This window comes from Shewanella sp. SG41-4, assembly GCF_014164505.1.
Classification (GTDB): Bacteria; Pseudomonadota; Gammaproteobacteria; order Enterobacterales; family Shewanellaceae; genus Shewanella.
Window position 1 is genome coordinate 1 of record NZ_JACJFI010000029.1, and the last position, 14,543, is coordinate 14,543.

12 protein-coding genes and 1 other RNA gene are annotated in these 14,543 nt (G+C 45.7%); 3 read left to right on the plus strand and 10 right to left on the minus strand.

The features are described from left to right. Positions 1-1,004: 1,004 nt before the first annotated feature. From gcvP to H5202_RS04820, 6 genes are all read right to left on the minus strand, one after another. Positions 1,005-3,893 (minus strand): aminomethyl-transferring glycine dehydrogenase, encoded by a 2,889-nt coding sequence (gene gcvP / locus H5202_RS04795; protein ID WP_182771055.1) that lies wholly within the window; start codon positions 3,891-3,893, stop codon positions 1,005-1,007. A gap of 215 nt (positions 3,894-4,108) precedes the next feature. Next, positions 4,109-4,498 carry a glycine cleavage system protein GcvH gene (gene gcvH, locus H5202_RS04800; RefSeq protein WP_182771056.1) on the minus strand — a complete coding sequence of 130 codons (390 nt, stop codon included), beginning with the start codon at positions 4,496-4,498 and terminating at the stop codon, positions 4,109-4,111. Positions 4,499-4,579: 81 nt separating this feature from the next. Beyond that, positions 4,580-5,674 (minus strand): glycine cleavage system aminomethyltransferase GcvT, encoded by a 1,095-nt coding sequence (gcvT, locus tag H5202_RS04805; protein ID WP_182771057.1) that lies wholly within the window; start codon positions 5,672-5,674, stop codon positions 4,580-4,582. Positions 5,675-5,893: 219 nt separating this feature from the next. Beyond that, on the minus strand, positions 5,894-7,117 hold the full coding sequence (locus H5202_RS04810) for an FAD-dependent oxidoreductase (RefSeq protein WP_182771058.1): 1,224 nt from the start codon (positions 7,115-7,117) through the stop codon (positions 5,894-5,896). A 24-nt stretch (positions 7,118-7,141) separates the two neighbouring features. Next, complete coding sequence (gene ubiH, locus H5202_RS04815) at positions 7,142-8,431, minus strand: 2-octaprenyl-6-methoxyphenyl hydroxylase (protein ID WP_182771059.1); 1,290 nt, start codon at positions 8,429-8,431, stop codon at positions 7,142-7,144. Between the two features lie 28 nt (positions 8,432-8,459). Next, on the minus strand, positions 8,460-9,035 hold the full coding sequence (locus tag H5202_RS04820; RefSeq protein ID WP_182771060.1) for a UPF0149 family protein: 576 nt from the start codon (positions 9,033-9,035) through the stop codon (positions 8,460-8,462). Positions 9,036-9,247: 212 nt separating this feature from the next. On the opposite strand from H5202_RS04820, the gene H5202_RS04825 reads away from it, so the two are divergent. From H5202_RS04825 to H5202_RS04835, 3 genes are all read left to right on the plus strand, one after another. Continuing rightward, positions 9,248-9,547: a cell division protein ZapA gene (locus H5202_RS04825; protein ID WP_011638594.1), complete on the plus strand. Its 300-nt coding sequence runs from the start codon at positions 9,248-9,250 to the stop codon at positions 9,545-9,547. 52 nt (positions 9,548-9,599) lie between these two features. Then, positions 9,600-9,781, plus strand: a non-coding RNA gene (gene ssrS / locus H5202_RS04830) — 6S RNA. Between the two features lie 9 nt (positions 9,782-9,790). Continuing rightward, positions 9,791-10,486, plus strand: a complete 696-nt coding sequence (locus tag H5202_RS04835) for a 5-formyltetrahydrofolate cyclo-ligase (protein ID WP_182771061.1) — start codon at positions 9,791-9,793, stop codon at positions 10,484-10,486. 478 nt (positions 10,487-10,964) lie between these two features. Here the strand turns inward: H5202_RS04835 and H5202_RS04840 are convergent, their stop codons facing one another. The 4 genes from H5202_RS04840 to folX form a co-directional block, all read right to left on the minus strand. Further along, on the minus strand, positions 10,965-12,257 hold the full coding sequence (locus tag H5202_RS04840; RefSeq protein WP_182771069.1) for an O-acetylhomoserine aminocarboxypropyltransferase/cysteine synthase family protein: 1,293 nt from the start codon (positions 12,255-12,257) through the stop codon (positions 10,965-10,967). Between the two features lie 144 nt (positions 12,258-12,401). Further along, positions 12,402-13,130 carry a dihydromonapterin reductase gene (folM, locus tag H5202_RS04845; protein ID WP_182771062.1) on the minus strand — a complete coding sequence of 243 codons (729 nt, stop codon included), beginning with the start codon at positions 13,128-13,130 and terminating at the stop codon, positions 12,402-12,404. A gap of 246 nt (positions 13,131-13,376) precedes the next feature. Further along, positions 13,377-14,045, minus strand: a complete 669-nt coding sequence (gene folE, locus H5202_RS04850; protein ID WP_102036080.1) for a GTP cyclohydrolase I FolE — start codon at positions 14,043-14,045, stop codon at positions 13,377-13,379. Between the two features lie 26 nt (positions 14,046-14,071). Then, positions 14,072-14,434 carry a dihydroneopterin triphosphate 2'-epimerase gene (gene folX, locus H5202_RS04855; RefSeq protein WP_011638602.1) on the minus strand — a complete coding sequence of 121 codons (363 nt, stop codon included), beginning with the start codon at positions 14,432-14,434 and terminating at the stop codon, positions 14,072-14,074. Positions 14,435-14,543: the final 109 nt, after the last annotated feature.

Consider the following 14,543-nt stretch of genomic DNA (forward strand, 5'->3'; position numbering starts at 1 on the left):
TAATTGCATTAGGGCTGCGGGTATATAAAACACCCGGTTCACAAGCCGGATATATGAAGGCAATGAATTTGTTTATCAACGCTTCGAAATCACTTGCAAAACGGGTGGGTCCATATATGACGTAAATATAAGCATTACTGGAATGACGGAAATATAAGCATTACTGGAATGACGTAAATATAAACATAATCGGAATGACGAGTATTTACACATGACTGGAATGACGGAAATAAAAAAGCGAACCAACCGGTCCGCTTTTTAATGCTTTAGATATTATATCTGCAGGCTCCATTATCCTTGAGGCCGTTGAAGACTCTTTGCAAGTGAATGCGTGAGCCTGACAGGACGTCAGGCTAGCTTTCGCGGTACAGGTCGTTCTTTGGCATCTGCCCCATATGGATATGGGAAATGTCATTATGATGTCGGGAACATCATTGACCATGCCATCACGACATTCGTAAATCCATTCACATCAGATTCCCATCGGAAGCATTAGCATTTTCACTCTTTATTGTAAGATGGGCCGAAGCAGACTACAAACGAAGTTAAAAGCTGGATCAATCCCCATGGCGACCTTTTCGCATCTGTTGTTTAAATCATTAAGGAAAATGTTGCGGGGCGGCTGGGCTAATTCTTTTAAAAAGAGTCAAGAGGGAACAGCCGTTGGTTTCCTCTTGGTCTGGTGTGGGCGACGCGCCACGACGTTAGTGGCTGCAGGCCATAGCTAAGATGAAGACAAAAGAAACAAGCTGGATTCCGGCTCAAAAGCATTACCGGAGAGACGTTTTTTCGGAATTTACTGGAATGACACAAACAAAAAAGCGACCTTTCGGTCGCTTTTTAATTCTAAAACTTCAAATGAAGCCTACTACCACGATAATGGCGTTACTGCCGATGAGAAGACAAGGAAGCCGATGCTTTTCTCCTCGGAGTTGACTGGTGTCAATGAGAAGAGAAAAGTGTCGGCTGACGCCGTATTATCGAGGCCAAGTAGTCATTATCATTTATTCGTAGTCTGAAAGTGGGACGCAACTACACATCAAATTGCGATCCCCATAAACATCATCGATACGATTTACGGTTGGCCAAAACTTATTCGCCTTAACCGCTGCCGTTGGGAACACGGCCACTTCACGACTGTACGGACGTGAATCAAACTCTGGGTCCATAATATCCGCTAGGGTGTGAGGTGCATTATGCAGCGGGTTATTGTCCACTGGCCACTCGCCTGCTTCTACCTTGGTAATTTCACCACGAATAGAAATCATCGCTTCGATAAAACGATCCAGCTCAACCTTAGACTCAGATTCAGTAGGCTCAATCATCAAGGTTCCCGCTACTGGGAAGCTCATGGTTGGTGAATGGAAACCATAGTCGTTTAGACGCTTAGCGATATCCATTTCGGTTACGCCTGAGGTTTCTTTTAATGGGCGTAAATCGATAATACATTCATGGGCAACACGGTCGTTACGGCCAGTAAATAATACTGGGTAATGAGGCAGTAGTTTTTTCATGATGTAGTTAGCGTTTAAAAGCGCAGTTTGGGTTGATTGCTTAACCCCTTTAGTGCCTAACAACTTAATGTACATCCAGCTGATTGGCAAAATGCTGGCGCTACCATAAGGTGCAGCAGATACGGCGCCATTATGGTCGCTTTCGCGGCCTGGCTTAATCACTGTATGGCCTGCTACAAATGGCGCAAGGTGCGATTTAACACCAATTGGGCCCATACCAGGACCGCCGCCGCCGTGCGGGATTGCAAAGGTTTTGTGTAAGTTAAGGTGCGATACGTCTGCGCCGATAAAGCCTGGTGATGTTAAGCCAACCTGTGCATTCATGTTCGCGCCGTCTAGGTACACTTGACCGCCATATTGATGGACAATTTCGCATACTTCGCGGATTGATTCTTCGTACACACCGTGAGTCGATGGATACGTGATCATGATGCACGATAAGCTGTCGGCTAACTCAGACGCTTTAGCGCGTAAGTCTTCTAAATCAACGTTACCTTGCTTGTCGCAAGCAGTAACCACTACCTTCATACCGGCAAGTTGTGCCGATGCTGGGTTAGTGCCGTGAGCTGATTGTGGAATTAAGCAAATGTTACGGTGCGCGTCGCCGCGAGACTCGTGGTATTTCTTAATGGCTAACAGACCAGCGTACTCGCCTTGTGCACCTGAGTTTGGTTGAATACACACCGCATCGTAACCGGTAATTTTAACTAAAAACTCAGACAGTTCGTTAATTAACTCGGTGTAACCTTGTGCTTGGTCTAGTGGGCAGAATGGGTGCATGTTAGCAAATTCTGGCCAGCTTACTGGTAGCATTTCCACTGCTGCGTTGAGTTTCATGGTGCATGAACCTAACGAGATCATTGAGTGGTTTAAGGCTAAATCTTTGTTTTCGAGACGCTTGATATAACGCATCATCTCGGTTTCGCTTTGGTAGCGATTAAACGTTGGATGGGTTAATACTGCATCTTGACGTACTAGCGCGTCTGGAATTGACTGGCTGCCATTAGCAACGATGTCGGCATCGAGTGCTGCAACGTCTAAACCATGGCCTGCCCCTAGGATAACGTCAAACAAGTCTGCGATATCTGTACGGATAGTGGTTTCATCTAAGCTGATACCAAATACGCCGTCTGTATCAATACGTAAGTTAACTTGCGCGGCTATGGCGCGGGCATTAATGGCGGCAACGTCGGCACCTTTAACACTAATGGTGTCAAACCAAGTGGTGTTAGCTAAGGTTAAGCCTTTAGCTGTTAAGCCTGCCGCTAAAATGTCGGCTAAACGGTTAATGCGTGATGCAATGGTTTTTAAGCCTTGTGGGCCGTGGAATACTGCATAAAACGACGCCATATTGGCTAATAAAATTTGCGCGGTACAAATGTTTGAGTTGGCTTTCTCGCGGCGAATATGTTGCTCGCGCGTTTGCATGGCCATACGTAATGCGCTGTTACCGCGGGTGTCTTTTGACACACCAATAATACGACCAGGCATTGAACGTTTGTGTTCATCACGGGCAACGAAGAATGCAGCGTGTGGTCCGCCGTATCCCATTGGTACGCCAAAACGTTGCGAACTACCAAATACAACGTCTGCGCCCATGGCGCCAGGTGATTTAAGCAGCATTAGCGACATCATGTCAGCAGCTACAGTGACAATCACTTTGTTGTCACGTAGTGTGGCAAATAGCTCGGTGTAATCGGTAATTTGGCCAATACGGTTGGTGTACTGGAACAAGGCACCAAATAATTCGTAATTTACCGCTTCTTCGGCTGGACCAACAACAACTTCAAAACCAAAACATTCAGCGCGGGTTTTCACTACGTCGAGTGTTTGTGGGAATACGTCGTCGGCTACGAAGAAGGTGTTAGCTTTTTTGGCTTTAGATACGCGCTTGGCAAGTGCCATGGCTTCTGCCGCTGCGGTTGCTTCGTCCAGCAATGATGCTGATGCAAGGTCAAGACCGGTTAGGTCCATTGACACTTGTTGGAAGTTTAAGATTGCTTCTAAACGGCCCTGGGCGATTTCTGGCTGATATGGAGTATAAGCTGTGTACCAACCTGGATTTTCGAACACGTTACGCAAAATAACATTTGGCACTTGCACGCCGTAGTAACCCATTCCGATATAGCTTTTAAAGACTTTGTTTTTGTCAGCTATTTTGCGGATATAGGCGATACCTTCGGCTTCGCCACATGAGTCACCTATGGTGAGGTCTTGTGGTAAACGAATTTTGCCAGGAACGGTTTGCGCGGTTAAGTCTTCTAACGACTCAGCACCAATGAAGTTGAGCATTTCTTGCTGCTGCTGTGCACTTGGGCCAATGTGGCGTGTTAGAAATAACTCGTGTTGTTCTAGTTGTGTCAGGGTTTGCTTGGTCATGTTAAACCTTGTTCCAAATCGACCAGTTATGGCGGTAGGGCACAGAACTGGATTAGGGTGAAAATGGGTAATACGTGGTTAACCTGTTTAAGGTTTATTATATTGTGCCCTCGTCATTGGCTTTTTGGCTGCCACTGGTTTGAGGTTATTACACAATATATTTTAGCTGCACATAACAAAGAAGCTCCCTAGGGAGCTTCCTGTATTATGGGTGATTACTCTTGGTCAATCACTTCTTGATAACCATCGGCATCAAGTAATGCGTCCACTTCAGCTTCGTCAGAAGGCATAACACGGAAGAACCAACCTTCACCAAATGCGTCGCTGTTAACAAGCTCTGGCGAATCTTCTAAAGATTCGTTTACGGCAATCACTTCACCTGAAATAGGTGCGTAAATGTCTGAAGCCGCTTTAACTGATTCAGCAACAGCGCAATCATCACCGGCAGTAACGGTGTCGCCCACTTCTGGTAATTCTACGAATACCATGTCACCCAATAGGTCTTGAGCATGTTCAGTGATACCGACTGTGTAACTACCGTCTGATTCTTTACGGATCCACTCGTGTGAAGATGCATATTTCAACTCTGCTGGAATAGTGCTCATTATCGTTGTTCCTTAATCTGATGTTCTAATACTTAACAAATAAATTCTTTTTGGGTAAACCGCAACTAATTTTTTGAGTCTTTAGAAAGCTTGTTTACCGTTACGTACAAAACTTGGGGCTATAACCTTTACGTTAACGCGCTTTTTACGCATTTCAACTTCAGCTACTGCACCAATACCATTAGGCACACGGGCCATGGCAATAGAATAGCCTAACGTTGGCGAAAACGAACCGCTGGTGATCACACCTTGATGTTCAACACCGTTTGCGTCGGTAAAAAATACTGCCATATCGTGGCGTAATACGCCCTTTTCTTCCATGACTAAGCCGACTAGCTTTGAAGTGCCTGCAGCTTTAATGGCGGTAAGTGCATCACGGCCGATAAAGTCACGCTCGCTTGGTTCCCACGCTACAGTCCAGCCCATGTTAGCGGCTAATGGATTAATTGACTCGTCCATGTCTTGACCGTAAAGGTTCATGCCCGCTTCTAAGCGTAAGGTGTCACGCGCGCCTAAACCACATGGCTTAACGCCTGCGTCTAACAGTGCTTGCCATAAGGCTTCAGCTTCGGCTTCTGGAACAATGATTTCGTAGCCTGCTTCGCCGGTGTAACCGGTTGTGGCAATAAATAAGTTGGCTGATTGCACACCAAAGAATGGCTTCATGCCTTCAACAGCAGCGTTTTGCTCAGTGCTGAATACAGTAGCTGCTTTGGCTTTAGCATTAGGGCCTTGCACGGCAATCATCGCAAGCTCTGGACGTTCAGTCACCACAACATCAAATGCTGCTGCTTGCTTGTTGATCCAGGCTAGGTCTTTGTCGCGAGTAGCGGAGTTAACCACCACACGGTAATGAGTGTCGGTTAAGTAGTAGGTAATAAGGTCGTCGATGATGCCAGCGTTTTCGTCTAGCATTCCGCCGTAAAGGGCTTTACCGGGTACGGTAAGCTTGGCGACATCGTTAGCAAGTAACTTACGTAAAAAGGCACAAGCATCGCTGCCGGTAACGTCAACTACGGTCATGTGCGACACGTCGAACATGCCTGCATCTTGACGTACTGCGTGATGTTCTTCGATTTGAGAGCCGTAGTTAATCGGCATGTCCCAACCGTGGAAATCTACCATTTTGGCGTTTGATTCTAAATGCTTGTTAAAAAGTACAGTTTTGCTAGCCATTATTATCCCTTTTTTTGAGGCCTTTCTTATGTAGGTTTTTGATAAAATGCGGCCAAAATTATACTCCGCAGACCCACTTTGTATACAAAAAATTTTTCTAATCCGAGTCCGGTCGCATTAGTTTAGCTAATCTATTGTTGTAATTTTTTTACATAATTTTTTACAATAAAAACGCCGATTTAACTGTATAGACTGATATTAAACAAGTTTCTACATTAGCTATGATGAAATTGGCTCACGACAAAGTTTAGGTAATGTCATTTTGTTACCCATAGCCTGTTTGATGAACACTGTTTTCAGCCCAGCGACATTATCAACTAGGGTTAGGCCTATGTCGCGCATGGCTTTTTTAAGCGGATTGCTGCCGGCAAACAGTCTTTTAAAGCCTTCCATGGTGGCAATCATCTCCATTGCCTCGGCTTTACGCCAACGTTCAAGGGCGCGTAAATGGCTATATTCGCCTAAATCTTTGCCTTGCTGGTGCAGTTCGGTAAAGGTGTCGATGATACTGGCGGCGTCTAAAAAGCCTAGGTTAACCCCTTGGCCAGCTAACGGATGAATGGTATGAGCTGCGTCACCAGCCAGTACTAATCGATGGCGAGCAAAGTGGCGCGCATAACGCATACGTAGCGGGAATGATTGGCGCTCGCTAACGACCTGGCACATGCCTAAACGACCATCAAGCGCAGCAGTTAATGCTTTGCCAAATTCTATATCGTCTAATGCTAACAATTGCTCGGTTTGGTCGGGCGATACAGACCAGACGATAGAACATAAATTATCGTCATACAGTGGCAACATGGCTAATGGACCACCGGGTAAAAAGGCTTGTCTGGCGGTGGCGTCGTGGGCGAGTTCGGTGCGCACGGTAGCAACTATGGCATGGTGGCCGTAGTCCCAGAATGTTAGCGGAATACTGCATTGCTGGCGCACCCAAGAGTTGGCTCCGTCGGCGGCAACCACCACGGCTGCACTGACGTTATCGCCATTGGCTAGGGTTAGCCATGCTTCGCGCTCGCCAAAGGCTATGCGCTCAAGGCGTTGGTTTTCAATATGGGTAATGTTGCTTATTTCGCTGGTGCGTTTGGCAAGGGCATAACTGATGGCATCGTTTTCAATGATCGAGCCCAAATAGGCTTCGCTGATGCTGTGAGCGTCGAACTCAATCTTGCCTAGGCCGTCTTTGTCCCATACCGACATTTTTTGATATGGGCTAACACGGCTGTTGTCGAGGTATTGCCAAGCACCGAGGTTTTCCAGCAGTTGTTGGCTGGCTTTGTTAATAGCACTGACGCGCAATTTAGGCTCACCGCTGACCGCTTGGGTTGTGCCAGCATCGATAACCACCACATTAAGGTCGGCATTGGCTAAACCGATTGCGGTTGCAAGCCCGACCATACCACCGCCGACGATGGCAACATCATAAGTTTTAGTTGAAAACATGGTCAATCCTTACCTTAAAATGAGTTAACGCCAGCCCATGGCGGTTTGCGCTACGGGGCGCTTTAACGGCGGTAGCCAAGACAATAAACGCAAACCGATATTGCGTCCGGCAACTAACGGCCAGTATTGATTGGAAAAGCCACGCACTAAAAATTCGATGTTGCTGAGTGTGCTGTCGCGATCGGCTTGGCGAGCGGCTAAATATTGATGCACGATAGCGCTGCTGCCAAGGTCGATTTCGGTTGACCCGTTGCTGCTAAAGGCGTGTTCAAGCACCTTGAGTAATCCTACTACATCACGTAAACCCAGATTAAAACCTTGTCCGGCAATAGGGTGTAACGTTTGCGCGGCGTTACCGACAAATATACAACGATGGTAAATAGGCCGAGGCATGTACGATAATGTGAGTGGATAACTGGCCCGCTGACCCACATCGATAAAGCGGCCAACACGATGGCCAAATGCTTGCTGCAAAGCCGCTAAGAATTCAGCTTTATCCGTATTTTTCAATGCATCAGCTTTGGCTGGCGGTAATGCCCATACCAGTGAATATCGCGCTTGAGTAGAAGGTGTTGATGGCACTGACTTCATCGGCAACAGTGCTAATGGGCCTGTTTGGGTAAAGCGCTCATAAGCCCAGTGTTGATGCGGTTGGTCGGTAATGACATTGGCAACGACAGCCGTTTGATCAAAATCGACTTGCTCTGTAGGCTGTTGTAAATGTTGACGCACAACCGAGTTAGCGCCGTCGGCAGCCACCAGCAACTGACAATGCAGCTGAGTGCCATTATCTAGCGTTAATAAGTGACCGTCTGTTTGGGCTTGTAAATCAGTGACTTTGGCTGGACAAAAAAGACTGACCGATGACTTAGCCAGTTCGTCGAATAACACTTTACCGACCTGAGCGAGTTCGACAACCTGCCCTAGCGCATCTAAGCCTAAGGGTTTAGCGTTTAGCTCGGTCATGCCAAAGTGGCCGCGATCTGACACGTGAATATTTTCGATCGCGGTGCCTAGATGCTGCAACTTGGGCCAAATGCCTAAACGAGTCAGTTCGAAAATAGAACCGTGTGCAATGGCAATAGAGCGAGCATCAAAACCTGGGTGATTGTTATTGGCAACCTGAGCTTCAATTAAGGCGATACGCAGCGGACGCGCTAAAGTGGCTGATGATAACGTGGCAGATGATAACGTAGCAGATAATGTGGCAGATAACTGAGCTAACCCTAAAGCTAACGTGGCACCTGCCATGGCGCCACCCACTATGGCAATATCAACGGCTAGTGGCTGAGTAGTTGTGTGTGCTGTGGTCATACGCTGCGTTGCTGCCTATACCAAAATATTAGTGAAAAGTTGAATGCTCATTGGTGTCATTCAATGGCATGTCTAAACCAAACTCTGAATAACATAAAATAGCTGACATTCTGACAAACTCTTGCAGTTCTTCGTAGGCAACTTCTGATTCTTCGTCATCACCAACATCAAATTCTACTTGAGCGATATCGGCAAGGTCTTTAATCACTTCACGCACATCGGCTGACGCTTTGTCTAGCTCAGGTTGAATGATGGCAATGCCCGTTAAAAAACTTTGAGTCCACAAGGCTAACGCTTCAACGCGATCGCTCAGTGACGTTTCTTCTTCTGGTAATAACAGCGTAAAGCCAAATTCGAAATCGACTAAGCGTGTCACAGTGTCTTGATACAAATCGCTGATCAGCTGTTGTAAGTTTGGCTCTAACGGTTGGCCGTCGTTCATTAACTCAACTAACGGCTTGAGCCAGGCTAAATTTTCTTGCTTTACACCACCACAAATAATCCCAACAAGCGCTCCGTGCACTTCTACTGGATGCTGGCCGACTTCTGCGTAATCTAAGGCCTGTTTTAGTTTTTCAATACATAATGAAGGTGGGATTGCCATGGTAAATTCCTAATAGCGCAATATCTGCTTCAATGCTAGCAGAGTTAGTATGATGCTCCAAATGCTAGTGTGTATTGTGCCCAAATTATGCCTAGACTGAAGCGGATTTGTTCACACAAACAGCAAATAGTTAAAAAGGGATGCTGTTGCCTTGCTCTTTTAAATTCAGCCCTATATAGTTCGCGAACTGACTAAGGAACTGAGGCAACATTATGAGTAACAGTGCTGTTGATATTACCCTATTAGGGCGCACCTACTCTATCGCATGTCCAAAAGGACGCGAAGATGCTTTGCGTACAGTTGCCAGAGAAGTTGAAAACCAACTGACAACCTTAAAGTCGCGTACTAATAATTTAAGCCGTGAAGAGTTAGCCATTATGGCAGCACTGAACATTGGCAATGAATTGTTTGAAGAAAAACAAAAAAACAAACAGTATATGGCGCAAATGGATGAGCGTATTTCGTTATTACAGTCAACGTTGGAAACATCGTTGGTTGAACGAAGCCGCTAGGAAGGCTAAACTAAGATTTCAGAACTAAGCATTGCTTAATTCTACCCTGTTTTGCTCCCTGGGATATTTGCTCGTTGGTTAAGTCCCTGTGCCGATAATTACAAACCCAGGGTGAATGCTTTCGTTAACATTGTGCATGCTCGGATTATACCGAGAAGCCTTAGGAGATGAACATTTACCCGCCTTGAACCTACGGTTCAAGGGCTGCGCCGGCAGCGGTATTTTGGGGAGCATCCTAATTTTATGACAATCACACGCTTTATGACTAACAAAGACAATCGTCCAGTTACGTCAACCTCTTCGGCACGCATTAGCTATTTTGCCACGCCAACAGAATTCGAAGACCCCGTATTTGATAGTGTCGACATGAGTCGCGAGAATATTCGTCGCCATGTAAGACAAGAACGGAATAGCCTCAGCGCTGAAGAACAAAATCAATTAGCCTTAATTGCCAGCCGTCATATGTTAGCCGAAATTCAGGCGCAGTCGGCTCAGCATGTTGCCTTGTATGTCACTCACGATGGTGAGCTTGCTACTCAAAAACTGATTGAAGCATTATGGGATGTCGACATTAATCTTTATTTGCCGCGTATTCATCCGTTTAGTAAGGGTAATTTGTTGTTTGTGCGCTACGATCGCGACTCGGTGATGGTTAACAACCAATATGGTATCAGCGAGCCACAACTCAATGTGCAACATGTCATTACCGTTGATAAGCTCGATATGATCATTACTCCGCTAGTCGCCTTTGATGAACACGGAAATCGTATGGGGATGGGCGGCGGATATTACGACCGCACCTTGGCACAAGTGGTCGATAACAAGCCGTTAGCCGTAGGCTTTGCCCACGACAGTCAGCAAGTCAGCCAAGTGCCTACTGATTTTTGGGATATTCCTTTACCAGTGATTATTACCCCAACGAGACGATTGGCTATTTAAAATAGCTTAATACTATTAAGGTCGTGGCGCTTCGCCCACACCAGACCAAGAAGGGGAAAACTGCTTCCCCCTCTTGGATCACCCCGGCAGCTCCGGCAAAGTGTTCATCCTCATAGCATAATAAAAATCACCTAACGGCTCAGATGGTACATCTGATGTGAATGGACTGACGAATGTCGTGATGACATGGATGTCAAAAAACGACCATGTACCCCCGAGCCTGTTACATATCTGCAAGACAGGAGTCTACATGCCTTGAAACACAGGGATGTGTGATAAAGGCCATGATGTCACTACGGCATTTTCATCACGCTATTTCGGACACTTTGGACGGAGACACGTTGATACTGCTGATTCCTCTTACATACCAACTAGACTTTGTAGAAGGTAAAAATCAAACATAACAGAATGGAAAAAGCCCCATCAATAAACGCTATTGATGGGGCTTTTTAGTTAACTGATTAGACTAAAAATGGGCTTACACAATCGCCTTATCAAGTGCTTGGCTGACATCAGCAATGATGTCGTCGATGTGCTCAATACCCACCGATATGCGCACTAGATCTTCTGATACACCGGCTTTAGCTAATTCGGCACTGTCTAACTGGCGATGGGTGGTACTGGCGGGATGACAAGCTAACGATTTAGCATCACCGATATTGACCAAACGCAGCACCATTTGCAGTGCATCAATAAACTTACCACCAGCAATTTTACCGGCTTCTGCGTTATCGGCTTTAATGCCAAAACTAATAATACCTGAGGCCTTACCACCAGTGATTTTTTGGCAGGTTGCATGGTGTGGGCTGTCTGGTAGTGCTGCGTAATTAACCCAGCTAATACTAGGGTGCTGCTGTAGATATTCGGCTAGCGTAAGCGCATTACTGCAATGACGTTCCATACGTAAACTTAAAGTTTCTAAGCCTTGAAGTAACAAAAATGAACTGTGTGGTGACAAGGCTGCGCCAGTATTACGCAGTGGCACTACGCGGCATCGGCCAATATAAGCGGCGGGTCCAAATGCGTCGGTATACACCACACCGTGATAAGACGGATCAGGTTCGTTAAGTATCGCAAAACGTTTTTTGTTGGCAACCCAGTCAAATTTACCCGAGTCAATAATCACCCCACCAATGGTTGTGCCGTGGCCGCCAATGTATTTAGTGAGCGAATGAATAACAATGTCGGCACCATGATCAAATGCGCGGCACAACACTGGCGTCGCTACAGTGTTATCTACAATTAATGGCACTCCGTGTTTATGGGCAATATCGGCCAAACGTTGTAAGTCGACAATATTACCTGCTGGGTTACCAATCGATTCGCAAAATAGCGCTTTAGTGTTGTCATCAATTAATGCGTCGAGACCATCAAAGTCATCAAACGCCGCCATACGGACTTCAACGCCCTGGCGTGGCAGCGTATGGGCAAATAAGTTATACGTGCCGCCGTACAACTGGCTGGTACTGACAATATTGTCGCCCACTTGGGTTAATGCTTGAATCGCGTAAGTAATCGCAGCCATGCCAGATGCCACAGCCAGTGCACCGATACCGCCTTCAATGGCGGCTAAGCGTTGCTCTAACACACTGGTAGTAGGATTCATGATGCGGGTATAGATGTTGCCTGCCACTTTTAAATCGAACAGGTCGGCACCGTGCTGGGTATCATCGAAGGTATATGAGGTGGTTTGGTATATCGGCACCGCAGCGGCTTTGGTGGTAGCTTCAGACTCGTAGCCATAATGTAGCGCCAATGATTCCAGCTTCATGTTTTCTGCAGACATAGTGACTTCCTTTCGATAATAGCGAGTGTGGATACTGATTAATATCCACACTACCAATTAGCCATCTAGAAGTCTATAACAAATTAACGTCAACATTGCCCCGCACATTAGCGCTTGGCGTTGTATGGATTATTTTAAATGCCTGCCGCCATCAACGGCGTAGCTGCGGCCGGTAACATAATGGCTGGTGTGCAAGTAGTCGACTAAAGCAATAATCTCCGCATTACCAGCTTCTTTGGGCAATATGGCTTTAGCCAACGCTTTGGCTTTGTATGTCTCGCCGTCATCTTCATTAAATAAAATCATCGCAGGAGCAATGGAGTTCACTTTGACATGTGGGGCTAATAAACTGGCAAATGACAGTGTCATATTATGCAATGCTGCTTTACTGGCGGCGTAGGCGATGTGCTTTTTACTGCCCTTTTCGGCAACGTAATCGGTCAGGTGAATAATGTTGCTGGCACCAATACTGTCGTCATTGGTTTTAGCTGCATTAATCAATAATGGTGCTAAGGCAAGATTGATTTGATACGGCGCTGATACGTGAATTTGCATCATTCGCGTCATAGTGTCTGCCGGGCTTAAGCCGTTGTTGTCGGGTAACCAGTCTGACGCATTATGAATAATGGTATCGAGGCGATCATGATGCTCATTGATGTGAGTAATTAATCCATCAATAGATGCTGGATCGGTTAAGTCGCATGAATGTAAACTCGCGCCCAACTTACCGAGCTGTTCAATGCTGTCATAATGGGTGCGATAAGTGCCAATGACATGATGACCTTGAGCCAAATAATATTTGGCCAGTGCATAACCTATGCGTTTACCTACGCCGGTGATCAGTATTGTACGTTCCATAATGCTCTCTTTATTTTCAGCTCTGATACATTGAGCCTTTATCATAATTAAATTAGATGGTTATCTCAAAGCAAACCATTCGAATCTGACTAAAAGCCATCCTAGCGCGTAATAATGACAATCGATAGTGTTTATAAAAAATGACCTCACGATGTGAAGTCATTATTAAAAATCATGCTGTGGCGCTAGCGATCCCGAGTTCAGGCTAGCTATGCCTAAACGTTATGCTAAACGTTACGCTAAAAGTTATGCTAAAAATTCGGCTCGGCTAGCAGGATTGGCCTTAAAGCAGCCGCCAAGTGCAGTGGTTTGTGTGCTTGACGAGGTGTCCATAATGCCACGAGATTTTACGCAGTAATGGGTGGCGTTAATGCTCACTGCAACATCATCGGTCGCCAACAACGTTTGCAGCGCGACTAAAATCTGCTGAGTTAAGCGCTCTTGCACTTGTGGACGCTGAGCAAAAAATCGCACAATTCGGTTAATTTTCGATAAGCCGATAATGTTATCTTTGGGAATATATGCCACTTTGGCGAAACCATCGATAGTAATAAAGTGATGCTCGCAAGTGCTCACAACACTGATATTGCTAATTTTTACCATCTCTTCAACACCCATCTTATTATCGATTTGAGTGATTTTTGGAAAATTAGCATAATCGAGACCCGAGAAAATTTCGTTCACGTACATTTTGGCAATGCGGTGCGGAGTTTCGGCTAAGCTGTCATCGGTTAAATCTAGCCCTAGCGTCGACACAACTTCGGTCATTAAGCCTTTAATGCGCTGGTATTTTTGCTCGCTGGTCATGTCACTTGGCACTAACGGTGTTTCAAGGCCATGGGCGACTAACGCTTGTTGTACTTTTAATGCTTCTGCAGACAACTCTGCGCGAGTTATGTCATTAATGGTCGTCATAATAACATCCTTAAATAATAGGTTGACTAGCTTTGGTATTCTAAAGATAACGACACTGAATCAGCGAAACGCAATGCATGAGGCTTATCAATGGTGACTCTGGCCAGGGTAACGGTTGGGTGCTCACGACAAATATCTAATACGTCGGCAACTAACTTTTCTAATAATAAAAAACGGCCTTCTTCGACATGCTGAATCACTTTTTTGGTGATTACTTTGTAGTTTAGCGCATCGGCAACATCGTCGGTTTGAAACGATCGATCGGCTGGATAATGGATCTCGATATTGATCACCACGTCTTGCTGTTTTTCACGTTCGTCTTGGTTAAACCCAATAAACGTGCGCAAGCGTAAATTGGTCACCTTAATAATGGCTTGGCTTAATGGCATTATTGAACCCTTGTGAATTGTTTTGAATGTATACGCCAAGGTGAAATAAAAAGATCATAAACCTAAACGATTTGACTAAAATTTTGATCGTATTAACTAAAGTAAACTG

Coding starts and splice junctions, on each gene's coding strand:
- gcvP (WP_182771055.1), bottom strand. CDS start 3,893: ATGACCAAGCAAACCCTGACACAACTAGAACAACACGAGTTATTTCTA.
- gcvH (WP_182771056.1), bottom strand. CDS start 4,498: ATGAGCACTATTCCAGCAGAGTTGAAATATGCATCTTCACACGAGTGG.
- gcvT (WP_182771057.1), bottom strand. CDS start 5,674: ATGGCTAGCAAAACTGTACTTTTTAACAAGCATTTAGAATCAAACGCC.
- H5202_RS04810 (WP_182771058.1), bottom strand. CDS start 7,117: ATGTTTTCAACTAAAACTTATGATGTTGCCATCGTCGGCGGTGGTATG.
- ubiH (WP_182771059.1), bottom strand. CDS start 8,431: ATGACCACAGCACACACAACTACTCAGCCACTAGCCGTTGATATTGCC.
- H5202_RS04820 (WP_182771060.1), bottom strand. CDS start 9,035: ATGGCAATCCCACCTTCATTATGTATTGAAAAACTAAAACAGGCCTTA.
- H5202_RS04825 (WP_011638594.1), top strand. CDS start 9,248: ATGAGTAACAGTGCTGTTGATATTACCCTATTAGGGCGCACCTACTCT.
- H5202_RS04835 (WP_182771061.1), top strand. CDS start 9,791: ATGACAATCACACGCTTTATGACTAACAAAGACAATCGTCCAGTTACG.
- H5202_RS04840 (WP_182771069.1), bottom strand. CDS start 12,257: ATGAAGCTGGAATCATTGGCGCTACATTATGGCTACGAGTCTGAAGCT.
- folM (WP_182771062.1), bottom strand. CDS start 13,130: ATGGAACGTACAATACTGATCACCGGCGTAGGTAAACGCATAGGTTAT.
- folE (WP_102036080.1), bottom strand. CDS start 14,045: ATGACGACCATTAATGACATAACTCGCGCAGAGTTGTCTGCAGAAGCA.
- folX (WP_011638602.1), bottom strand. CDS start 14,434: ATGCCATTAAGCCAAGCCATTATTAAGGTGACCAATTTACGCTTGCGC.